Here is a 17,691-nt window from a genome sequence, read left to right as displayed (position 1 = left end):
CACTTCCCCGAACGAGGAGACCTCCCCCCCATGTCCGCACGTCTCAACGCCGCCCAGCCGTACGCGCTCGGGCTCTTCCGCATCGTCATCGGCCTGCTGTTCACCGTGCACGGCGCCGCCTCGCTCTTCGGCGTCCTCGGCGGCGCGGCGGGCACCCACGGCGGCACGCTCGCCGCCGGCAGCTGGCCGGGCTGGTACGCGGCGCTCATCCAGCTCGTCGCCGGCGCCCTGGTCCTGCTGGGCCTCGGCACCCGCGGCGCCGCCCTCCTCGCCTCCGGCTCCATGGCCTTCGCCTACTTCGACGTCCACCAGCAGGCGGCCCTCTGGCCCATCCAGAACGGCGGCGAACTGTCCGTCCTGTTCTGCTGGACCTTCTTCCTGCTGGTCTTCACGGGCTCGGGCGCGTTCGGCCTGGACCGCGTAGTGGCCTCCCGGCGGGTGGCTTCGCCGGAGGGGGAGAGGGCGCGGGAGCCGATAGCGGCCTGAGGCCGGGACGCGGAAGGGGGGCGGGACGAGATTCGTCCCGCCCCCCTTCCCCTGCCACTCGCTCCCTGCGGGGCGGCCGAGCGGAGCCCGTGGACGGCCGGACCGCGGCGACGACCGGGCGCCGCCTCACCGCCTGCGCCGCGCGCCCGAGCCGGCGGGGGCTGCCCGGCATCCCGGTTCCGGCGCCGCGCGGCTAGCCGGTGACCCAGCCGAAGGGGACCGTGAAGCAGGCGACGCGGGTGGCGTCGTCGCCGGGCCGGTCCTGGATCACCACGGAGGCGGCCTCGTCCCGCCGGAGTCCCCAGGTGTGCTGGTCGCTCGCGGCGGCCTCGCCCTGGGCGTCGGTGGTGAAGTCGAGGCGGACCACGTCACCGTCGGTGGCGCCGGGCTGGTTCCGGTACCGGGGGCCCGCGTCGGCGGGGAGGGTGCCGCAGGGGCGCTGGTGGACGGAGGCCCCGAAGGAGTGATGGGCGCGTGCGCCGGTGATGCGCAGGTCGATCCTGGTGGCACCACCCGCGCTGGTGTGCTGGCGTACCCGGATACTCGCGGCGGCCGGGACATAGGACTGGTCGTACGTCACCGCGGCCGACGGGACGAAGGCGGCGGGCGGGGCGAACCGGCCCTCGGCGTCGACGGTGTAGCCGCTGGTGGCGCCGCCCAGCAGCAGCGCCGCCGTCACCGCGCTCAGGGTTGCCAGCATGGAGCACACCTTCTTTCCCGTGATCGCCCGTGGTCGTACGAGCCCCCCACACGTTGGTACGGGACATGCACTCCGGCCGCCCGGTGGGCGCGCCGCACGGGTGAAAGGCGATGTACGAGGCGTTACGGCGCGACGGTCGTGAACATCTTGTGATGATCACTTGATCCCCCCATGAACCTCCCGTCACCGGTCAGGCGTACGCTGTATGGCTGTAATCGGGGGAACGACGGGGAGTAATCGTGCTGGAGAGCGTGGGATCGCTGGCGGCCGGTCCATGGATCTATGCCGTGGTGGCCATATCGGTCCTGCTCGACGTCTTCCTGCCGGTGCTGCCGAGCGGCGTCCTGGTCGTCGCGGCGGCCACCGCGGCGGCGGCCGGTACGGGTGCGGCGGCCGGCCAGGTCCCGCATGACGTGCCGGACATCCTGGTACTGATCCTGCTGGCGACGACGGCCTCCGTACTGGGCGACCTGGTCGCCTACCGGCTGGCCTGGCGCGGCGGTGAGCGACTGGACCGCGCCATCGCCCGCTCCCGTCGGCTGACCGACGCGCAGGCACGTCTCGGTGAGGCGCTCTCGCGCGGCGGCGGCGCCCTGGTCGTCCTCGCCCGCTTCGCCCCCGCCGGCCGCTCCGTCGTCTCCTTCTGCGCGGGCGCCGCGCACCGCCGCGCCCGCGACTTCGTCCCCTGGTCCGCCCTCGCCGGCCTCTCCTGGGCCGCCTACAGCGCAGCCCTCGGCTACTACGGCACCCGCTGGCTCGGCACGGCATGGCTGGCCACCGCGGTCTCCATCGCCGCCCTCACCGGAGCGGGCGCCGCGGCGGCGTACTTGATGCGGCGACGGCCTGCGGGCTCCTGAAGAGCGGGCGGAGCCCCACCCCGGCCGAAGCTACTGCTCCTCGTGCGCGTGCTTCAGCAGGGAGCGGGCCTCGACCCGGTCGCCGGCCGCTATCTCGGTCCAGTAGCGATGGCCGGTGATGAAGACGGCCAGTTCGTGTTCGCGGCGGCGGAGTTTCTCGACCTCGGCCTGTTCGTCGGCGGTCCAGCCGGGGGACGCGGGGCGTTCGATCTTGCGCCAGCCGGTGTCGTCGGTGAAGCCGTCCAGCGGCTCGACCGACCAGGGCAGCCGCTTGAGCAGGGCCGACAGCTCGGCCCTGATCTGATGCAGCTCCTCCTGCCCGGCGAGCAGGTCACTGGGGAATTCATGGGACGCAGACACACGACAATGGTACGCCTGTTCGATTTCCAGTAGCGAGCTACGCCGGGCAGTTCATTCGAACGAGTGGCCTCAGGCGCCGACGCCGCCCAGCTCCCTCACCAACCGCGCCGTGACCGGCACCGCCACCCCGTGCCGCGCCGCCGCGCGCAGCAACGCCCCGCCGATCGCGTCGAGTTCGAGCGCCCGGCCCGCCTCCGCGTCCCGCTGCATCGAGGACCTGGCCGCCGCCGGGAACAGGTCGTACCGGGCGAGGGACCCCACCGGGTCCACCGGGGCACCGCAGGCGCGGCCGACCTCCGCCGCCTCGGCCACCAGGGACTCCAGCTCGGCCCGGTACCGCGTGCGGGCCTCGCCGATCGGCACCCCGTACCGCGTCGTGAGCAGGGCGAAGGGGGCGAGGAACGCCATCTTGGCCCACAGGGCCGCCGTCTCGTCGTCCACCACGCGCGCCGTCACACCGGCCTCGGTGAGGGCCGAGGCCAGGGCGTCCACGCGGGGACGCACCGTCGCCGCGCCCGCGAGGTCGATCTCGGTGAAGGGGCTGCCGTGTTCGATCACCACGCCCTCGCCGTCCCCGGTGTGGACGCGGGTGGACTCCACCCGGATCGTCGCGGGGGCGACCAGTTCGGGCTCGTACCGCCTACGCAGCGACGCGGGGTGTTCGACGCCGTTCAGCAACGGCACGACCAGGGCGTCGCCGAGCACGGCGGGCGGTACCCGGGTCAGCGCCGCGTCCAGCGTGGTGTGCTTGACGGTGATCAGGCAGGCGCCGACCGGCTCGCGCAGCTCGGTGGCCGCCTCCACACCCGCGTGGAAGTCCCCGAACTGCCCGCTGCGCACCTGGATTCCGTCCCGGCGCAGCGCCTCCGCCGTGTCCTCCCGTGCCAGGCAGATCACCCGGTGCCCGGCACGGGACAGCAGCGCGGCCAGTAGTCCGCCGATGCCGCCGGGACCGAGTACCGCCACCGTGGGCCTGTTCGTCATGGACGTGTCCTCTCCTACGGTCGGCCCCGACATCCGGTGGCCGCCTCGCGCCGATCATCCTTCACGCGCGCCCCCGCGGGAGGAGACTTGAGACATGTGCCGGAGTATCAAGACGTTGCGGCCGCCCGTGTTGCCCGGTGAGGCCACCGAGGACGACATCCGCGCCGCCGCGCTGCAGTACGTACGCAAGATCTCGGGCTTCCGGGCCCCCGCCGCCCACAACCGCGAGGCGTTCGACCGTGCCGTGGACGCCGTCACGCGGGCCACGGCGGAGCTGCTGGACAGCCTGGAGGTACGGGGGCGGCCGGTACGGGCGGAGTAGTCGCCCCGCGACGGCGAAAACGGCCCCCGGATACTTCCGGAGCGCAGAGCAGAGGCGTACGGATCGCCGCGCGCCGGAACGCACCCACGCCTCGCCGGCGGTCGCCCTCTTCGGCACGGCCACCAGCGAGGCGGGTGAGGCCCGGATGCGCTGCGAACCTCCGGGTGGTGCGGGGTCAGGACACGTCGGCGCGCACCGCGTCGCCTATCAGCCCGTCCGTGCAGGACACGTACTTCGGGCTGAACTTGCCCTTGCCGGTGATCGACCCCGTGGTCTTCTCGCCCGGCGCCAGCTTCGTGGTGTCGAGCTGGTCCTCGTCCATGGCCAGCTCGGCGGCGTGCTTGCTGCCGGTGCTGTCGATGATCGAGCAGTACAGCGGGTTCACGTCCACCTCGGCCTTGCCGGTGGCGGCGATGGTGACGGAGACGCTGGTGTAGTTGTCGCCGTCGGCGAGGATGCTCTTCTTGAAGGCCGCCTTCTTGGCGGTCACCCGCATCGGACCGGTGGGCGTGTCCGCCTTCGCGTCGTCGCCCTTCTCGGCCGCCTCGCCCTTCGGCGCGCTGCTCGTGGCGGCCGGCTTCTTGCTGCCCTCGTCGCTGTCGCCCCCACTGGCCACGGCCGCGGCGATGCCGATGACGACGAACAGACCGACGACGCCGAGACACCCGAGACCGATGATCTTCCCGGCGCCGGCCTTCTTCTTCGGGGGCTGCGGCGGTACTCCCCACTGCTGCGGGGCGCCGGGGCCGGCCCATCCCTGCGGCGGCTGGCCGGGCTGCGGCTGGCCGGGCTGCTGCTGGCCGTTCCAACCGGGCTGCTGCGGCTGCTGCGGCTGCTGAGTCATGTGTCCCCCGAGGGTTGTGAGGTGTGCTGCGGGTGTATGACTCGTGAAGGACGTGTGTGGTTGCACAGTGAACGAAAATTCTTCGGCAGCGGCGTGTGACAGCACTACTGCTTCGGGCCCGCCGAAGCACAAGGCCGAAGAACACCTACGCGAAGCGCGAGGCCGACGTGCCTGAGTTCCTGGTGCGACTGCTCGACGAGCACATCGAGGGCACCTACCTCCGGAGTCGATATCCCGGACATCCCCCGAACGATCGACAGAGGCCCGTTGCTGATCCAGCAACGGGCCTCTGACCTGCGTGGGCGCGGACGGTTTCGAACCGCCGACATCCTGCTTGTAAGGCAGGCGCTCTACCCCTGAGCTACGCACCCGCGACCCCGCGCGTGGCCGGGACGAGTCGACAGCCTACCTTGCCTCGGGAGGTGCCCCGCAAACCCCGGAACCCAGGGCGGCGGGGGCGAACTGACGGGGCCGTGTGTTCGTCTTCAACGGGTGGGAGAATGACACCACCCAGGGCCAACCGCAGCACGGGAGAGGGATGTGACGGCGACACCGGGCACGTCAGCAGCGCAGACCCACCCGCACCCGCCGTCCCCCGTGCGCGACGCCCTCACCCTGATGAGCCTGCCGGTGCTGGCCGCGCTCACCATGGCCGCCGCGTTCGCCGGCGGCGGCACCCGGCGCTGGTTCGGTGGCCGCGCCGAGAGCCAGCGGGCCGAGGCACAGGCGGCGAAGGACGCGGCTGCGGCCGCCTTCTACGAGCTGGACACCGCCCAGCGCGACCTGCGCATCTCCGTCGAGACCATCTCCGCGGTCGACGACTCCCCCGCGGCCCGCCGTGCCGTCGCCGACTTCGAGGCGCTCGGCCGGCGCATAGACGAGGCGAGCCAGACCTACATCCAGGCCGTCGACGCCCAGGATCTCGACCGCGACGACCTCGACGCCGCCGCCGCGAACCGCGCGCGTACCGAGCTGACCGCCGCCAAGGACGAGCTGGTCCGGGTCAAGGGCGAGCTGGACCGCTTCTCCACCTCCCTCGGCCCCCTCCTCGGCAGCGCCGAGACCCGGCTCGCCCGGCTGGCGCCCGCGGTCGAGCGCGCCCGGCAGGCCCTGCTCGGCGCGAGCAACGCCCTGGACGCCGTACGCGAGAAGCGGCTCGGCGCCGACGACCTGGCCGCCCGCCTCGCCGCCCTCTCCCCCGAGCTGACCCGGCTCAACCAGGGCGCCGGGCAGCACGGAGTCGCGGCCACGCTGGAGCGGGCCGAGCGGGTGCAGCGGGAGGCCGGGGCGATCCGGGCCGAGGCCGAGCGGCTGCCGGAGCGCGCCGCCGAGATCGACCGGCGCCTGGTCAGCCTGAGCACCCGCGCGCAGGCCCTCACCACCCGCAGCGGCCAGGTCGAGCCGGTGCTGAGCGAGCTGCGGCGCAGGTTCGCCGCCGCCTGCTGGCAGGACCTCCAGCAGGTGCCCGAGCAGGCCGCCGAGAACGTCCGCCAGGCCGAGCGCAAGCTGGCCGAGGCCCGCGCCGCGCGGGAGGCCCAGCGCTGGCCGGACGCCACCTCGCTGCTGTCGACCGTACGGGCCCTGCTGAACACCACCGACGAGGCGGTCTCGGCCGCCGGAGACCGGCTGACCAGGCTGAACGCGGTCCAGAAGGACCCCCGGCAGGAGATCGAGCGGACCCGGTTCGCGCTGCGGGACGCCCAGCGGCTCGCCATGACGGGCCGCACCGCGCCCGACCCCCGGCACGCCCGCCCGCTGGACGAGGCGGTGGCCCGGCTGGACCGCGCGGTCGCCGCGCTGGACAGCGGCCGGCACCCCGACTACTGGCACTTCCTCACCGAGACCGAGGCGGTGCGGAACACGGTCGCGGGGGTGGTCGCCCGGATCCGGGAGGAGCGCGGCGGCCCCGCGCGGTGAGCCCGCCCGGCGGCGCCCCTGTTGCCGGTACGTGGGGTGCTGGTGAGTATTGAGGGGTACGGGACGGCCTCCGCACGCGCCCCCAAGGAGGCGACATGGCCGCACACGCAGTCCACTCACGCGACAAGCAGTCCACCCGGCACCGCACCGTGTTCGACGAGCACCTGCCCGTCGACCACAAGCTGAACCTCGTCTACCGCATCGGCGCGGGGCTGATCGGGCTGTTCCTGCTGATCTTCGGCATCCTCGGCCTGGTCGGCCACATCGGTGCCTTCAACGTCGGCAGCGACACGGTCGCGGGCCTGAACACCAACGGCGCGCTGAGCGTGCTCTCCATCTGCGTCGGCGTGATCCTGCTGGCGGGGATGGTGATCGGCGGCAACTTCGCCTCGACCCTGAACATGGCCTTCGGCGTGCTGTTCATCCTGAGCGGCTTCCTCAACCTGGGTCTGCTGGGCACCGAGAACAACTTCCTGGCGTTCAAGATCCAGAACGTGTTCTTCACCTTCATCGTCGGCCTGCTGCTGATGACCTTCGGCATGTACGGCCGGGTCGGCTCGTCCCTCCCGCACGACAACCCCTACTGGCGCTCCCGGCACCCCGAGGCCGAGCACGAGGACCCGGCCCTCACCAACCCGGACAAGCGCGCCGTCACCGGCCCGGACACGAAGCCCGAGTGACTCCCCGGCTCGCCGGGTCCGGCGGCTAACCTGTGCGCATGCCTCGCTACGAGTACCGCTGCCGGACCTGCGGCGACACCTTCGAACTCAGCCGCCCGATGGCGGAGTCCGCCGCGCCCGCCACCTGCCCCGAGGGCCACGACGACACGGTCAAGCTGCTGTCGGCGGTGGCCGTCGGCGGCTCCGCCGCCGCTCCGGCCCCCTCGGGCGGAGGCGGCGGTGGTGGCTGCTGCGGGGGCGGCTGCTGCGGCTGAGCAGGACATGGGTACGGCACCGGACGGGCGTCCGGTGCCGTCTCGCCGTACCCCGCCGTGCCGCTACGCCGGCAGCCGCGCCGGGACCACCGCGCCCCGCGCCACCCGCAGGAACTCGCGGGTGATCCGCTCCCCCGCCAGCACGCCCCGCTCGGCGACCTGACCGATCGTGGGCGCGGTCCAGCCGCTGTCGGCCAGCTCGCCGTGGCCGGGGCGCCAGCCGCGGTCGGCGGCCAGCAGCAGGTCGGCGTCCAGGTGCGAGTCCCCGGCCGCGAGTGTCAGCTCCGCCCCGGTGCGCCGGGCCACCTCGCGCACCGCGGCGCCCTTGGTGAGCGGCTGCGGAACCGCGTAGATCTTGCGGCCCTGGAGCGACACCGTCCAGCCCCGCTCCCCGGCCCACTCGGCCAGCTCGCCCACCCAGTCCTCGGGCAGCAGTTCCCGCTCGACCACCAGGTAGGCGAACAGGTCCTCGGCCACCCGCTGCTTGCGCAGCCAGACGGGGTCGGAGGCCCGGCGCAGATGGTCGGTGACCTCGGCGAGCGGCGCGCACTCGTCGGCGAGGCGGGCCAGCACCGAGGCGTGCCAGTCCCGGTCGGTGACTCCGTCGACCAGGAGATGACCGCCGTTGGCGCAGATCGCGTACCGGGCGGGCGGCCCGGGCAGGTTGATGCGCCCGTACTGGGTACGGGTGCGGGTGGTCGTCGGCACGAACACCGCCGCGTCCGCCAGTTCGGTCAGCAGGGCGGCCGCCGTCTCCGTCATGAAGGACAGCGGACGGGACTCGTGCACCTCCACGCAGAGCAGCCGGGGCGCCCGCGCGTCGGGCATCGTGAGCGCGAGGGCGCCCGCCGAGTAGATCAGCGTGCGGTCGAGATCGCTGGCCACCAGTACCGGCATCAGGCGTTCACCGCCCGGCCGTCGGCGCCCGTGGCACCGCGGGTGTACTTGGGGTGGATCAGCCCGACGCAGGTGTACGGCAGGTCGTCGACCTCCTCCACCGGCACCCCGCGCTGTTCGGCGAGCAGCCGGACGTGGTCGAGGTCGGCGCCCGCGCCCGCCTTGGCGAGGATCTTCCAGGGCACCCGGCGCAGCAGCACCCGCGTGGTCTCGCCGACGCCGGGCTTGACCAGGTTCACGTCGTGGATGCCGTACTCCTCGCTGATCCGCTCCACGGCCCGCCAGCCCTCCCAGGTCGGGGTGCGGTCCTCGGCCGGCAGTTCCTTGACGGCCGCGTCCACCTCGTCGCGGACCTCGGGGAAGCGGGCGGAGACGGCGTCGAGGAAGGCCACCGACACGTCGGCGTCCGCCAGTTCGCGGTAGAACTTCGCGCCGTGGAAGTCGTCCGGACCGACCAGGTCGGCACGGAGCACGGTGCGCGATATCAGGCCGGAGACGGTGGAGTTGAGGCAGGCGGAGGGTATGAGGAAGTCGTCGCGGGTGCCGTAGGTGCGCACGCAGGAGCCCGGGTCGGCGAGGACGGCGATCTCCGGGTCGAAGCCGGTGACACCCTCGGCGCGCTCGAACTCCTCGATGGCGGCGGCGAGTTCACGGGTGATGGCGCCCTTGCCGGTCCAGCCGTCCACGAAGACGACGTCGCGCGGGTCGTGGTGCGCGGCCAGCCAGCGCAGGGCGTTGGCGTCGATGCCCCGGCCCCGGACGATCGAGACGGCGTAGTGCGGGAGTTCGATCCCGTACCGCTGCCCGGCCCAGCGGCGCATGAGCACGCCGACCGGTGTTCCGGCGCGGGCGAGCGAGACCAGGACGGGGGTGCCGCCGCGCTCGGTGAGCACGGTCTCGGTGACCACGCCGACCGCGCGGGCGATCCGGTCGGCGGAGGTCTCAAGGGCGGCGTGGAACAGTGCCTGGTAGCGCTCGCTGGGCTGGTACTCCACCGGCAGCGACTCCGCGTAGTGCGCGCCGCCGTTCTGCACGGCCTCCTCGCGCTCCTCGGTCGGCGCCTCCAGGCTGACCGCGGAGAGGTCCTGGAGCAGCCAGCCGACCTCGTCGGGCGCGTACGAGGAGAAGGCGGGGCCGCGGAGGGGCTCGGGCAGCATGGCCGGCCTTTCGGGAAGGTGGGGCTCGTGGGCGGGCACGACCGCGAGCAGGACGTGCGGGGCGTGCGCCGCGAGCCGGGCGAGCAGGCCGTCCGGGGCGTGCAGGGCGGGGGTGTCGGCGGCGGAGTCGACGACGGCGACCACGGTGTCGAAGCCCGCGCCCGCGACGTTGTACGCGTAGCGCTCGCCGGGGCCGTCCGCCGGGTCGTCGTGGGCGGGGAAGGCGAGGCGGGTGCGTATCGCGTAGCCGGGGTCGTCCACGGCGAGCACGGGTGAGCGGGTGGTGGTGGAGTAGCGCACCTCGGCCGCTACGGTCCGCTCCAGCTCGGCCGCGAGCCGCAGCGGGGCGTACATCAGCTCCTCGAAGCCCAGCACCAGCACCCGGCGGGAGCCGTCGGGCAGCGCGTCGGCGATCCGGGCGGCCATGCCGGGCAGCGCGGCCTCCAGCCGGGCGCGATGGGCCGGGGTGAAGCCGTGCCGTCCGCCGTCGGGCAGCCCGGCCGGCCAGGCCAGGTCCACCCGGCTCACCTCGCCGCCCGGCACCGCGCCGGGCACGGCGTCGGCCCGCTCGTGCCCCGCGACCAGCGCCTGCCCCCTCTCCAGCACGCCCTCGGGCAGCCGTACGGTCCCGGAGGCGGCGGCGACCAGGTCGACGCGGGCGCCGATCCCGGCGGCGAACCGGTCCAGCCGGGCGGCGTCCTCGGCGGAGCGCATGTCGACCAGGGCGACGACCACGTAGCGGCGCCTGGGATGGCGGGCGTGCAGCTCGCGGATGGTGTTCAGGACGGTGTTGCCGGTGGAGAACTCGTCGTCCACCAGCACCAGCGGGCCGTCCCCGGCCAGCAGCGCCGGGTCCTCGGGGAGCAGCAGGTGGGAGGTGGCGTGCGAATGGGACTCCTCGAAGCCCCCGGCCGGGGTGACCCCGGCGACGGGCCGACGGGTGGAGTGCAGATACGGGGCCAGGGCGAGGCCGTCCGCGACCGAGTGGCCGAGGCCGGTGGCGGTCTCGGCGTACCCGAGGACGACCGCACGGGCCGCCTCCGCGTCCCCGAGCAGGGCGCGGACCCGGTGGCCGAGGCGCACCCCGTGGCCGTGGACCACGGCGGGCGACTGCGGGACGTGCTTGCCGAGCACGTTGGAGACCAGCAGATGAGCCCGCTTGGGGTTGCGGCGCAGCGCCATCCCCAGCAGGTCGGTCAGGTGCTCGTCGCCCTCCAGTTCGACACCGAGTCGCCGTGCGACCCAGGTGCCGGACCAGACGCCGTCGTTCACTGCGTTTCTCATGCGTTCCTTGCGGCTCGGGGGTGGATCTCGGGGTGGGGAGAGGAGGATCTGTGCCAGGAGGGTCTCGCGGGCGAGGGAGGGCTCAGCCGGTCACGCCGGCGGTGAGCAGGTCCACGAAGCCGACGTCCTCGTTGGCCACCCCGAAGACCTCCGCGCGCAGCAGGGTCCGCTCGGCCCAGGCGCGGTGCGGCTTCACCTCGTTCATCTTGTTCGTGTACGCGGACCTGAGGACTCCGCCGCCGTCGCTGTCCGGCCGGAGGATGTCCGCCGCGTCGCTGAACTCCTCGTGGCTGACCACGGAGAGCGCGTGCACGGGAAGCACGTGGGAGGGATGGATGCAGGTCTTGCCGAGCAGACCGTTGGCCTGGTCGAGGGAGATCTCCCGCAGCAGGCCGTCCATGGCGTGTTCGATCAGCTTCTCGCGCAGTCCGACGGCGCGCACCTCCAGGAAGGGGCTCGTCCTGAGCTGCGGCTTGAAGACGCGCTCGGGGACCCGGAAGTACTCCCACACCGGCCCGGTCACGGTGAAGCCGCTGCCGTCGGCCCGGCCCAGCATGTTGACCACGTCGCCGATGACGGAGGCGACGATCTGGACGTCGTACGCGGTCATGTCGGGGGCGCGGCGCAGCCCGTAGGAGGAGCAGAAGTCGGTGACGCCCAGGCGCAGCGCCAGGACCCGGTCGCGGTACTTGCCGACCGCGCGGGCGATGCCCTCCAGGGTCTCCACGCGGGACTCGCGGTACAGCAGCTCGGGCGACTCCAGCACCGGCATGGCGAAAAGCCGCCGTCCGCAGGCTGTCTCGGCCGCGCTCAGCGCCTCCAGGAAGGGGACACCGCGCTCCTCGGTGAACTTGGGCAGCACGAATCCGGACAGCAGCCGGACGCTGGCGCCCAGGCGCCGGACCAGGTCCGGGATCTGGTCGGGCGTGCGCACCCGGACGAACAGCAGGGGCGGCTCGGCACCGGTCCTGGCGTGCAGGGCGTCCAGCTCGGCGAACTGCCGGACCAGGTTCTCCTCACCGGCCGGCACGTCCTCGTCCGCGATGGAGTCCTCCAGGCACAGCACCATTGAGACGACGCCGCTGCCCGTCTGCTTGACGATGTCGGCGGCGAGCCGGGGTCGGGTGGCCGGGCTGTACAGGGTGGCCCCGAGGGCCGCCGAGAGCAGTCTGGCCGGGGAGTCGGCGGTGAAGGCGCACGGCTCCTGGTGGAAGAGACGCTCCCGCGTTTCGGGGGCGATGTGCCCGAAATGACGCATAGGACTCCCTCAAGGCGCGCCTGGTCTGTGATTTCCGCAAAGGGTGGCCGGTAATAGTACGTAGAGACGCATGTCCGGGGTTCCCGGCCGGCATGAATTTCCGGTTACCCGCCCGTGTCGGGTGGAACACCCCCCGCATTGTCGTGGCCAGGACCGAGAAGGCAGGATGACCGCATGACGCACGCGATGCTGAAGGGGTCGAACGTCCCGCTGGACGCCGCCGCGGTACGGGCGGTGCTGCGCTGGACACCGGGGCAGGACGTCCCCGAGGTCGACGCCTCCGCGCTGCTGCTGGGCCCCGACGGCCGGGTGCGCTCGGACGAGGACTTCGTCTTCTACAACCAGCCCCGCCACCCCTCCGGCGCGGTGTGGGGGCTGGGCCGGAAGCCGGTCGCCGGTGGCCTGACCGACACCGTCCAGGTGGACCTGGCCGGGGTCGAGTCCGGGGTGGCCCGCGTCCTGCTGGTGGCCTCCGCCGACGACGTCCCCTTCGACCGCGTCCCGGCGCTGTGCGTGCTGCTGTACGACGCCTCGGCGACCGACGCCGAGCCGCTGGCGCGGTTCGAGGTGAAGCCGGAGACCGGCGCGGAGACGGCACTGATCTGCGGCGAGCTGTACCGGCGCGGGGACGGCTGGAAGTTCCGCGCGCTGGGCGAGGGCTACTCCAACGGTCTGGAGGGGCTTGCCACCGACTTCGGCATCTCGGTGGACGAGTCGGAGGCGGCGGCCGAGGAGCCGCGCCCGCACGAGTCCCGGTCGGTGCCGCTGCCCCCGGAGCAGCCGGTAGCGCTGCCGCCGCTGCCCGCCCAGCCGCCGGCCTACGGCTACCCGCAGCCCGTCTCGGCCCCGCAGCCCGCGTACGGCTATCCGCAGCCCGCCTCCGCGAGCCAGGCGACCTACGGCTACCCCCAGTCCGTCCAGACGCAGGCGCCGCCCGCCTACGGTTACCCCCAGTCCCCGCCGGTGCCCGCCGCGGCCCCGCTGGACCCGGACTTCCGGCTGCCGCCGCAGGGGCCGCAGTTCCTGGGGCGCTAGGCGGACGTCCGCAGGCCGCGCCGGCTCACCGGTCCGCCTTGGTCTTGTAGCCCCGCCCCCAGGTCAGTCCCCAGCCGTACAGCCGGTCCAGCTCGCCCTGGAAGCCGTAGACGAACTTCACCTCGCGGCGCACGACCAGTTCGCCCTTCACGTTCTCTATCAGCACCACCGCGCACGAGCGGGCCTGCGGATGGCGTTCGTCGAGGCCGACCTCGATGCGCGGGCCGTTGCTCGGGTAGAGGGTGACCACGGCGTGGGTGCGGTCGAAGGCCGGGGTCTGGTCGTAGATGTACACGAAGACCAGCAGGCGTTTGATGGCGTCCCGGTGGTCCAGGTTGACGTACATCGTCTCGCCCGAGGCGGAGCCGAAGCGGTCGTCGCCGCTGAGCTTGACGTACGGCGGGGCGTTGACGTCGCCCAGGTAGCCGCCGAGGGGCTGGACGACGCCCTTGGTGCCGTCGGTGAGTTCGTAGAGGCAGCCGAGGTCCAGGTCGACGTTGACCATGCTCTGGCCGTGGCCCATCACTTCCGGTGGTTTCAGTGCCTTGAAGGGGTGCCGGAAGAGGCTGCCGCGCTGGGGGCCGCCGAGGTCGGAGGTGCGCATCCGCCAGGTCAGGTTGACCCGGAGGTTGCCCGTGGCCGCGCCCTGCCTGGTGAGGGACACCTGCTGGTGCCGCTTGGTCAGTTCGATCGCGTTGGACCCGGAGCTGCCCGAGTCGAAGTCGGCGGTGCGCCCGCCCAGCAGTCCGTCGAGAAATCCCATGCCCGCCCCCTGGAAAAGTCGTCGGGGCGACCGACCCGAGTCGGCCGCCCCATTCGAAGCGTTCCTCACCGCGCGGGATGCCACACCCCGCCACGTCCCCGATCTTGCCCCTGGGTCAGACCCCCGAGGAGATCTCCGTCTTCTCGCTCGACCCGGCATCGCCGCCGGAGGCCGCGAGGGCGCGGTTGCGGCGGACCGAGGACCAGAAGGACCAGGCGATCAGGACGACGCCGACCAGGCCGGTGACGACCTCGTTGATCTCGTACTGGATGGTGACCATGAGGATCACCGCGAGGGCGCCGATCGCGTAGTGGGCGCCGTGCTCCAGGTAGACGTAGTCGTCGAGCGTGCCCTGGCGGACCAGGTAGACGGTCAGCGAACGGACGTACATCGCGCCGATGCCGAGGCCCAGCGCCATCAGGACGATGTCGTTGGTGATGGCGAAGGCGCCGATCACACCGTCGAAGGAGAAGGACGCGTCCAGGACTTCCAGGTACAGGAACATGAAGAACGCGGCCTGGCCGGCCAGCTTCACCGCCGAGCGTGGCTTGCCGGAGCGGGCGGCCTCCTCCTCGGCCTCGTGCTCGGCCTCCTCCTCGGCCTCCAGCTTGTCCTCGAAGTACCCGGAGAGACCGCCGACGACCATGTAGGTGATCAGACCCGCGATGCCCGCGATCAGGACCGTCTGGGCCTTGTCGACATGGGCGCCGCCGTGCTGGTGGGCGTGGGTGGCGAAGGTGAAGGAGGTGATCAGCAGGACGATCATGGCGATGCAGACCGACAGCATGTCGACCTTGCCGAGCTTGGCCAGCGGACGCTCGATCCAGCGCAGCCACTGGATGTCCCGGTCCTCGAAGATGAAGTCGAGGAAGATCATCAGCAGGAACATGCCACCGAACGCGGCGATGGCCGGGTGGGCGTCGGTGACGAGTTCCTGATAGCGGTCCTTGTTGTTCAGCGCGAGATTGACGGCCTCGATCGGACCCATCTTGGCGCTGACGGCGACGATGACGACGGGGAAGACCAGCCGCATGCCGAAGACCGCGATGAGCACGCCGACCGTGAGGAAGATCTTCTGCCAGAAGGCATTCATCTTCTTCAGGATTCCCGCGTTGACCACCGCGTTGTCGAAGGACAGCGAGATCTCGAGGACGGAAAGGATCGCCACGATGCCGAAGGCCTTCCACCCCCCGTAGAAGACCGCCGCGACCAGGCCGATCGCGGTGATCGCGAAAGACCAGCCGAAGGTTTTCAGAAGCACTGGCTACCCCATCATCTTCTGGGGGCCCCTCCCAGACGCTGTCTGGGGGAGGTCTCCCCCGTCGCCGTACCCGGCTTTACGAAACGTTGACTCCGAAGTCTAGAGCGATGCCCCGAAGTCCGGACGCGTACCCCTGTCCGACCGCACGGAACTTCCATTCGCCCTGATACCGGTAGAGCTCGCCGAAGATCATGGCCGTTTCGGTGGAGGCGTCCTCGCTGAGGTCGTAGCGCGCGAGTTCCTGGTCGTCGGACCGGTTGACCACCCGGATGAAGGCGTTGGCGACCTGGCCGAAGGACTGGTCGCGCTCGTCCGCCATATGGATCGAGACCGGGAAAATGATCTTCTCGCACTGCGGCGGCACCTGGGAAAGGTCCACCAGAATCGATTCGTCGTCACCCTCGCCCTCACCGGTGAGGTTGTCGCCGGTGTGCTCCACCGAGCCCTCGGGGCTGGTGAGCTGGTTGTAGAAGACGAAGTACTCGTCCCCGAGCACCCGGTTGCCGGCGCCGCACAGCAGGGCGCTGGCGTCCAGGTCGAAGGGGGCGCCGGTGGTGGAGCGGGCGTCCCAGCCGAGCCCGATCATGACGCTGGTGAGATTGGGCGCGGCCTTGGAGAGGGAGACATTGCCTCCCTTGGCGAGCGTGACACCCATGCTGTTCCTCCCCTGTGGTGTTCTTGGTTCTCCTGCGCCACCGGCGCCGCCCGCAAACGCGGAACGGCGCCGGAGGAGGTGCGAGCCGTACGGCGTCAGACGTTGACGCCGAAGTCCTGGGCGATGCCGCGCAGGCCCGAGGCGTACCCCTGGCCGATGGCGCGGAACTTCCACTCAGGGCCGTTGCGGTACAGCTCGCCGAAGACCATGGCCGTCTCGGTGGAGGCGTCCTCGCTGAGGTCGTAGCGCGCGAGTTCCTGGCCGCCGGCCTGGTTGACGACGCGGATGAAGGCGTTGCGGACCTGACCGAAGGACTGCTGGCGGTTCTCGGCCTCGTAGATGGAGACCGGGAAGACGATCTTCTCCACGTCGGCCGGGACGGCGGCGAGGTCGACCTTGATCTGCTCGTCGTCGCCCTCGCCCTCACCGGTGAGGTTGTCGCCGGTGTGCTCGACCGAGCCGTCGGGGCTCTTGAGGTTGTTGAAGAAGACGAAGTTCTGGTCGCTGCCGACCTTGCCGGCGTTGTTCAGCAGCAGTGCGCTGGCATCGAGGTCGAAGTCGTTGCCGGTCGTGGTGCGCACGTCCCAGCCCAGACCGACGATGACGGCGGTCAGGCCGGGAGCCTCCTTGGTCAGCGAGACGTTGCCACCCTTGCTGAGGCTGACTCCCACGGGTCCTCCATGTGGTGTCCAGGGGCCGACAGCCCCGTAGTGCATCGGATATGGGATCAACGTGCCGATCCTAGTGACGGGTTCCCGCGGCGAGCGGGGCCCTCACAGGGTGTCGAGCGCCTTCACGTACTCGGTCAGGTCGCGGGCGTCGGGGAGGCCGTTGACGACGGTCCAGCGCACGGTGCCCGTCTTGTCCAGGATGAAGGTGCCGCGCACGGCGCACCCCTTGTCCTCGTCGAAGACGCCGTAGGCGCGGCTGACGTTGCCGTGCGGCCAGAAGTCGCTGAGCAGCGGGTACTCCAGGCCCTCCTGCTCGCCGAAGACGCGCAGGGTGTGCACGGAGTCGTTGGAGACGGCGAGCAACTGGGTGTCGCGGTCGGTGAACTGCGGAAGGTTGTCACGCAGTTCGCACAGCTCGCCGGTGCAGACGCCGGTGAACGCGAAGGGGTAGAAGAGCAGCACCACGTTCTTCTCGCCCCGGAAGTCGGAGAGCCGCACGGTGCGGCCGTGGTTGTCCTTGAGTTCGAAGTCGGGTGCCTCGTCGCCGATCTGGAGCGCCATCGTCATGCATCCCTTCGCTGAGCCGTACGGGTGAGCGCGGGTCACTCGCCCGGTCCCACCCTACGCAGCGACCACGCCGGGACCGCCGGGCGGACCGGGGAGTCCCGGCCCGCTCGGCGCGGCGATGACGCGTTCTTTCTAACGCTTGCCGGACTTGGCGGCCTTCGGCGTCGCCAGACGCGAGCCGCTCCAGTCCTTGCCGACACTGACGCTCTTCGAAGCGGTCAGCCCTGCGGTGGTTGCGGCCTCCGAGATGTCGCTCGGCTCCACGTACCCCGTACGGCCGGTCTTCGGCGTCAGAAGCAGGATGGCGCCGCCCTCTTCGATGTACGTGGTGGCATCCACGAGTACATCGGTGAGGTCTCCGTCGTCATCACGGAACCACAGCACAACGGCGTCGGCCACGTCGTCGTATTCCTCGTCCATCAGGTCGCCTTCGACGGCTTCCTCGATGGCCTCGCGGAGCTCCTGATCGACGTCCTCGTCGTAGCCGATCTCCTGGACCACCTGTCCGGGCTGGAACCCCAGCCTGGCGGCAGGGTTCGTCCGCTCCTCCGCGTGGTCCGCGGTCGCGCTCACGGGTTGCCTCCTGATCATGTCTTGGTGAATATCTGAGCCACGCGCGTGCGCGAAGCATTGGCCGTAGTCCACACGGGCGGGGCGGATCGCGCAAGTACCCGGCCTTCCTGACCGCCGAAACGGTGACGTTCCGGGCCGCTTCGCCGCCACTCCTGGCACCGTATCC

The 17,691-nt window shown here is 71.7% G+C and carries 20 protein-coding genes and 1 tRNA gene; 7 read left to right on the top strand and 14 right to left on the bottom strand.

Annotated elements, in window-relative coordinates; genetic code table 11:
* The first annotated feature begins 30 nt into the window (after positions 1-30).
* Complete coding sequence (locus EV284_RS14430; protein WP_130333955.1) at positions 31-486, top strand: DoxX family protein; 456 nt, start codon at positions 31-33, stop codon at positions 484-486.
* A gap of 193 nt (positions 487-679) precedes the next feature.
* Here EV284_RS14430 and EV284_RS14425 read toward each other — a convergent pair whose 3' ends face one another.
* Positions 680-1,186: a superoxide dismutase family protein gene (locus EV284_RS14425; RefSeq protein ID WP_130333953.1), complete on the bottom strand. Its 507-nt coding sequence runs from the start codon at positions 1,184-1,186 to the stop codon at positions 680-682.
* A 239-nt stretch (positions 1,187-1,425) separates the two neighbouring features.
* Between EV284_RS14425 and EV284_RS14420 the strand changes: the two genes are divergently transcribed.
* Positions 1,426-2,043: a VTT domain-containing protein gene (locus tag EV284_RS14420; RefSeq protein WP_130333951.1), complete on the top strand. Its 618-nt coding sequence runs from the start codon at positions 1,426-1,428 to the stop codon at positions 2,041-2,043.
* Between the two features lie 30 nt (positions 2,044-2,073).
* Here EV284_RS14420 and EV284_RS14415 read toward each other — a convergent pair whose 3' ends face one another.
* The gene (locus EV284_RS14415; RefSeq protein ID WP_130333949.1) at positions 2,074-2,403 is read right to left on the bottom strand and encodes a hypothetical protein; all 330 of its coding nucleotides are present in this window, start codon (positions 2,401-2,403) and stop codon (positions 2,074-2,076) included.
* 69 nt (positions 2,404-2,472) lie between these two features.
* Positions 2,473-3,387: a 2-dehydropantoate 2-reductase gene (locus tag EV284_RS14410; RefSeq protein WP_130333947.1), complete on the bottom strand. Its 915-nt coding sequence runs from the start codon at positions 3,385-3,387 to the stop codon at positions 2,473-2,475.
* 94 nt (positions 3,388-3,481) lie between these two features.
* Here EV284_RS14410 and EV284_RS14405 point away from each other — a divergent pair, with 94 nt between their 5' ends.
* Positions 3,482-3,709 (top strand): DUF2277 domain-containing protein, encoded by a 228-nt coding sequence (locus tag EV284_RS14405; RefSeq protein WP_130333945.1) that lies wholly within the window; start codon positions 3,482-3,484, stop codon positions 3,707-3,709.
* A gap of 175 nt (positions 3,710-3,884) precedes the next feature.
* Here the strand turns inward: EV284_RS14405 and EV284_RS14400 are convergent, their stop codons facing one another.
* Entirely contained in the window at positions 3,885-4,553 is a 669-nt protein-coding gene (locus tag EV284_RS14400; RefSeq protein ID WP_130333943.1) for a DUF4352 domain-containing protein, read from the bottom strand.
* Between the two features lie 299 nt (positions 4,554-4,852).
* A tRNA-Val gene (locus EV284_RS14395) sits at positions 4,853-4,924 on the bottom strand.
* Between the two features lie 169 nt (positions 4,925-5,093).
* Between EV284_RS14395 and EV284_RS14390 the strand changes: the two genes are divergently transcribed.
* The 3 genes from EV284_RS14390 to EV284_RS14380 all read left to right on the top strand — a co-directional run bounded on the left by EV284_RS14390 (position 5,094) and on the right by EV284_RS14380 (position 7,404).
* A complete protein-coding gene (locus EV284_RS14390; protein WP_130333941.1) occupies positions 5,094-6,470 on the top strand; it encodes a hypothetical protein in 1,377 nt (458 codons plus the stop codon).
* Positions 6,471-6,565: 95 nt separating this feature from the next.
* Positions 6,566-7,150: a DUF4383 domain-containing protein gene (locus EV284_RS14385; RefSeq protein WP_130333939.1), complete on the top strand. Its 585-nt coding sequence runs from the start codon at positions 6,566-6,568 to the stop codon at positions 7,148-7,150.
* Between the two features lie 38 nt (positions 7,151-7,188).
* A complete protein-coding gene (locus EV284_RS14380) occupies positions 7,189-7,404 on the top strand; it encodes a zinc ribbon domain-containing protein (RefSeq protein ID WP_130333937.1) in 216 nt (71 codons plus the stop codon).
* 63 nt (positions 7,405-7,467) lie between these two features.
* Here the strand turns inward: EV284_RS14380 and EV284_RS14375 are convergent, their stop codons facing one another.
* The 3 genes from EV284_RS14375 to EV284_RS14365 all read right to left on the bottom strand — a co-directional run bounded on the left by EV284_RS14375 (position 7,468) and on the right by EV284_RS14365 (position 12,000).
* Positions 7,468-8,301 carry an HAD family hydrolase gene (locus EV284_RS14375; protein ID WP_130333935.1) on the bottom strand — a complete coding sequence of 278 codons (834 nt, stop codon included), beginning with the start codon at positions 8,299-8,301 and terminating at the stop codon, positions 7,468-7,470.
* Positions 8,301-10,742 carry a phosphoribosyltransferase gene (locus tag EV284_RS14370; protein WP_130333933.1) on the bottom strand — a complete coding sequence of 814 codons (2,442 nt, stop codon included), beginning with the start codon at positions 10,740-10,742 and terminating at the stop codon, positions 8,301-8,303. Before EV284_RS14370 ends, EV284_RS14375 begins: the two co-directional genes overlap by 1 nt.
* A gap of 82 nt (positions 10,743-10,824) precedes the next feature.
* On the bottom strand, positions 10,825-12,000 hold the full coding sequence (locus EV284_RS14365; RefSeq protein ID WP_130333931.1) for an HpcH/HpaI aldolase/citrate lyase family protein: 1,176 nt from the start codon (positions 11,998-12,000) through the stop codon (positions 10,825-10,827).
* 174 nt (positions 12,001-12,174) lie between these two features.
* Between EV284_RS14365 and EV284_RS14360 the strand changes: the two genes are divergently transcribed.
* A complete protein-coding gene (locus EV284_RS14360; protein ID WP_130333929.1) occupies positions 12,175-13,035 on the top strand; it encodes a TerD family protein in 861 nt (286 codons plus the stop codon).
* Positions 13,036-13,060: 25 nt separating this feature from the next.
* Here the strand turns inward: EV284_RS14360 and EV284_RS14355 are convergent, their stop codons facing one another.
* The 6 genes from EV284_RS14355 to EV284_RS14330 form a co-directional block, all read right to left on the bottom strand.
* Complete coding sequence (locus tag EV284_RS14355) at positions 13,061-13,798, bottom strand: Tellurium resistance (protein ID WP_130333927.1); 738 nt, start codon at positions 13,796-13,798, stop codon at positions 13,061-13,063.
* A 115-nt stretch (positions 13,799-13,913) separates the two neighbouring features.
* On the bottom strand, positions 13,914-15,059 hold the full coding sequence (locus tag EV284_RS14350) for a DUF475 domain-containing protein (RefSeq protein ID WP_130333925.1): 1,146 nt from the start codon (positions 15,057-15,059) through the stop codon (positions 13,914-13,916).
* A gap of 76 nt (positions 15,060-15,135) precedes the next feature.
* Positions 15,136-15,714, bottom strand: coding sequence for a TerD family protein (locus EV284_RS14345; protein WP_130333923.1), 579 nt, complete (start codon positions 15,712-15,714; stop codon positions 15,136-15,138).
* A gap of 95 nt (positions 15,715-15,809) precedes the next feature.
* Positions 15,810-16,385 (bottom strand): TerD family protein, encoded by a 576-nt coding sequence (locus EV284_RS14340; protein ID WP_130333921.1) that lies wholly within the window; start codon positions 16,383-16,385, stop codon positions 15,810-15,812.
* A gap of 102 nt (positions 16,386-16,487) precedes the next feature.
* A complete protein-coding gene (locus EV284_RS14335; protein ID WP_130334727.1) occupies positions 16,488-16,946 on the bottom strand; it encodes a peroxiredoxin in 459 nt (152 codons plus the stop codon).
* 138 nt (positions 16,947-17,084) lie between these two features.
* Positions 17,085-17,525 carry a DUF3052 domain-containing protein gene (locus EV284_RS14330; RefSeq protein WP_018545328.1) on the bottom strand — a complete coding sequence of 147 codons (441 nt, stop codon included), beginning with the start codon at positions 17,523-17,525 and terminating at the stop codon, positions 17,085-17,087.
* Positions 17,526-17,691 lie beyond the last annotated feature (166 nt).

It is taken from the genome of Streptomyces sp. BK022, from assembly GCF_004217355.1.
GTDB lineage: Bacteria > Actinomycetota > Actinomycetes > Streptomycetales > Streptomycetaceae > Streptomyces > Streptomyces griseoluteus.
This window is presented reverse-complemented; position numbering and strand designations above follow the sequence as displayed.

Excerpts from the sequence above, each read along its gene's own strand:
- EV284_RS14430 (WP_130333955.1), top strand. The coding sequence starts at position 31 with ATGTCCGCACGTCTCAACGCCGCCCAGCCGTACGCGCTCGGGCTCTTC.
- EV284_RS14425 (WP_130333953.1), bottom strand. The coding sequence starts at position 1,186 with ATGCTGGCAACCCTGAGCGCGGTGACGGCGGCGCTGCTGCTGGGCGGC.
- EV284_RS14410 (WP_130333947.1), bottom strand. The coding sequence starts at position 3,387 with ATGACGAACAGGCCCACGGTGGCGGTACTCGGTCCCGGCGGCATCGGC.
- EV284_RS14405 (WP_130333945.1), top strand. The coding sequence starts at position 3,482 with ATGTGCCGGAGTATCAAGACGTTGCGGCCGCCCGTGTTGCCCGGTGAG.
- EV284_RS14400 (WP_130333943.1), bottom strand. The coding sequence starts at position 4,553 with ATGACTCAGCAGCCGCAGCAGCCGCAGCAGCCCGGTTGGAACGGCCAG.
- EV284_RS14385 (WP_130333939.1), top strand. The coding sequence starts at position 6,566 with ATGGCCGCACACGCAGTCCACTCACGCGACAAGCAGTCCACCCGGCAC.
- EV284_RS14380 (WP_130333937.1), top strand. The coding sequence starts at position 7,189 with ATGCCTCGCTACGAGTACCGCTGCCGGACCTGCGGCGACACCTTCGAA.
- EV284_RS14375 (WP_130333935.1), bottom strand. The coding sequence starts at position 8,301 with ATGCCGGTACTGGTGGCCAGCGATCTCGACCGCACGCTGATCTACTCG.
- EV284_RS14370 (WP_130333933.1), bottom strand. The coding sequence starts at position 10,742 with ATGAGAAACGCAGTGAACGACGGCGTCTGGTCCGGCACCTGGGTCGCA.
- EV284_RS14365 (WP_130333931.1), bottom strand. The coding sequence starts at position 12,000 with ATGCGTCATTTCGGGCACATCGCCCCCGAAACGCGGGAGCGTCTCTTC.
- EV284_RS14360 (WP_130333929.1), top strand. The coding sequence starts at position 12,175 with ATGACGCACGCGATGCTGAAGGGGTCGAACGTCCCGCTGGACGCCGCC.
- EV284_RS14355 (WP_130333927.1), bottom strand. The coding sequence starts at position 13,798 with ATGGGATTTCTCGACGGACTGCTGGGCGGGCGCACCGCCGACTTCGAC.
- EV284_RS14345 (WP_130333923.1), bottom strand. The coding sequence starts at position 15,714 with ATGGGTGTCACGCTCGCCAAGGGAGGCAATGTCTCCCTCTCCAAGGCC.
- EV284_RS14335 (WP_130334727.1), bottom strand. The coding sequence starts at position 16,946 with ATGGCGCTCCAGATCGGCGACGAGGCACCCGACTTCGAACTCAAGGAC.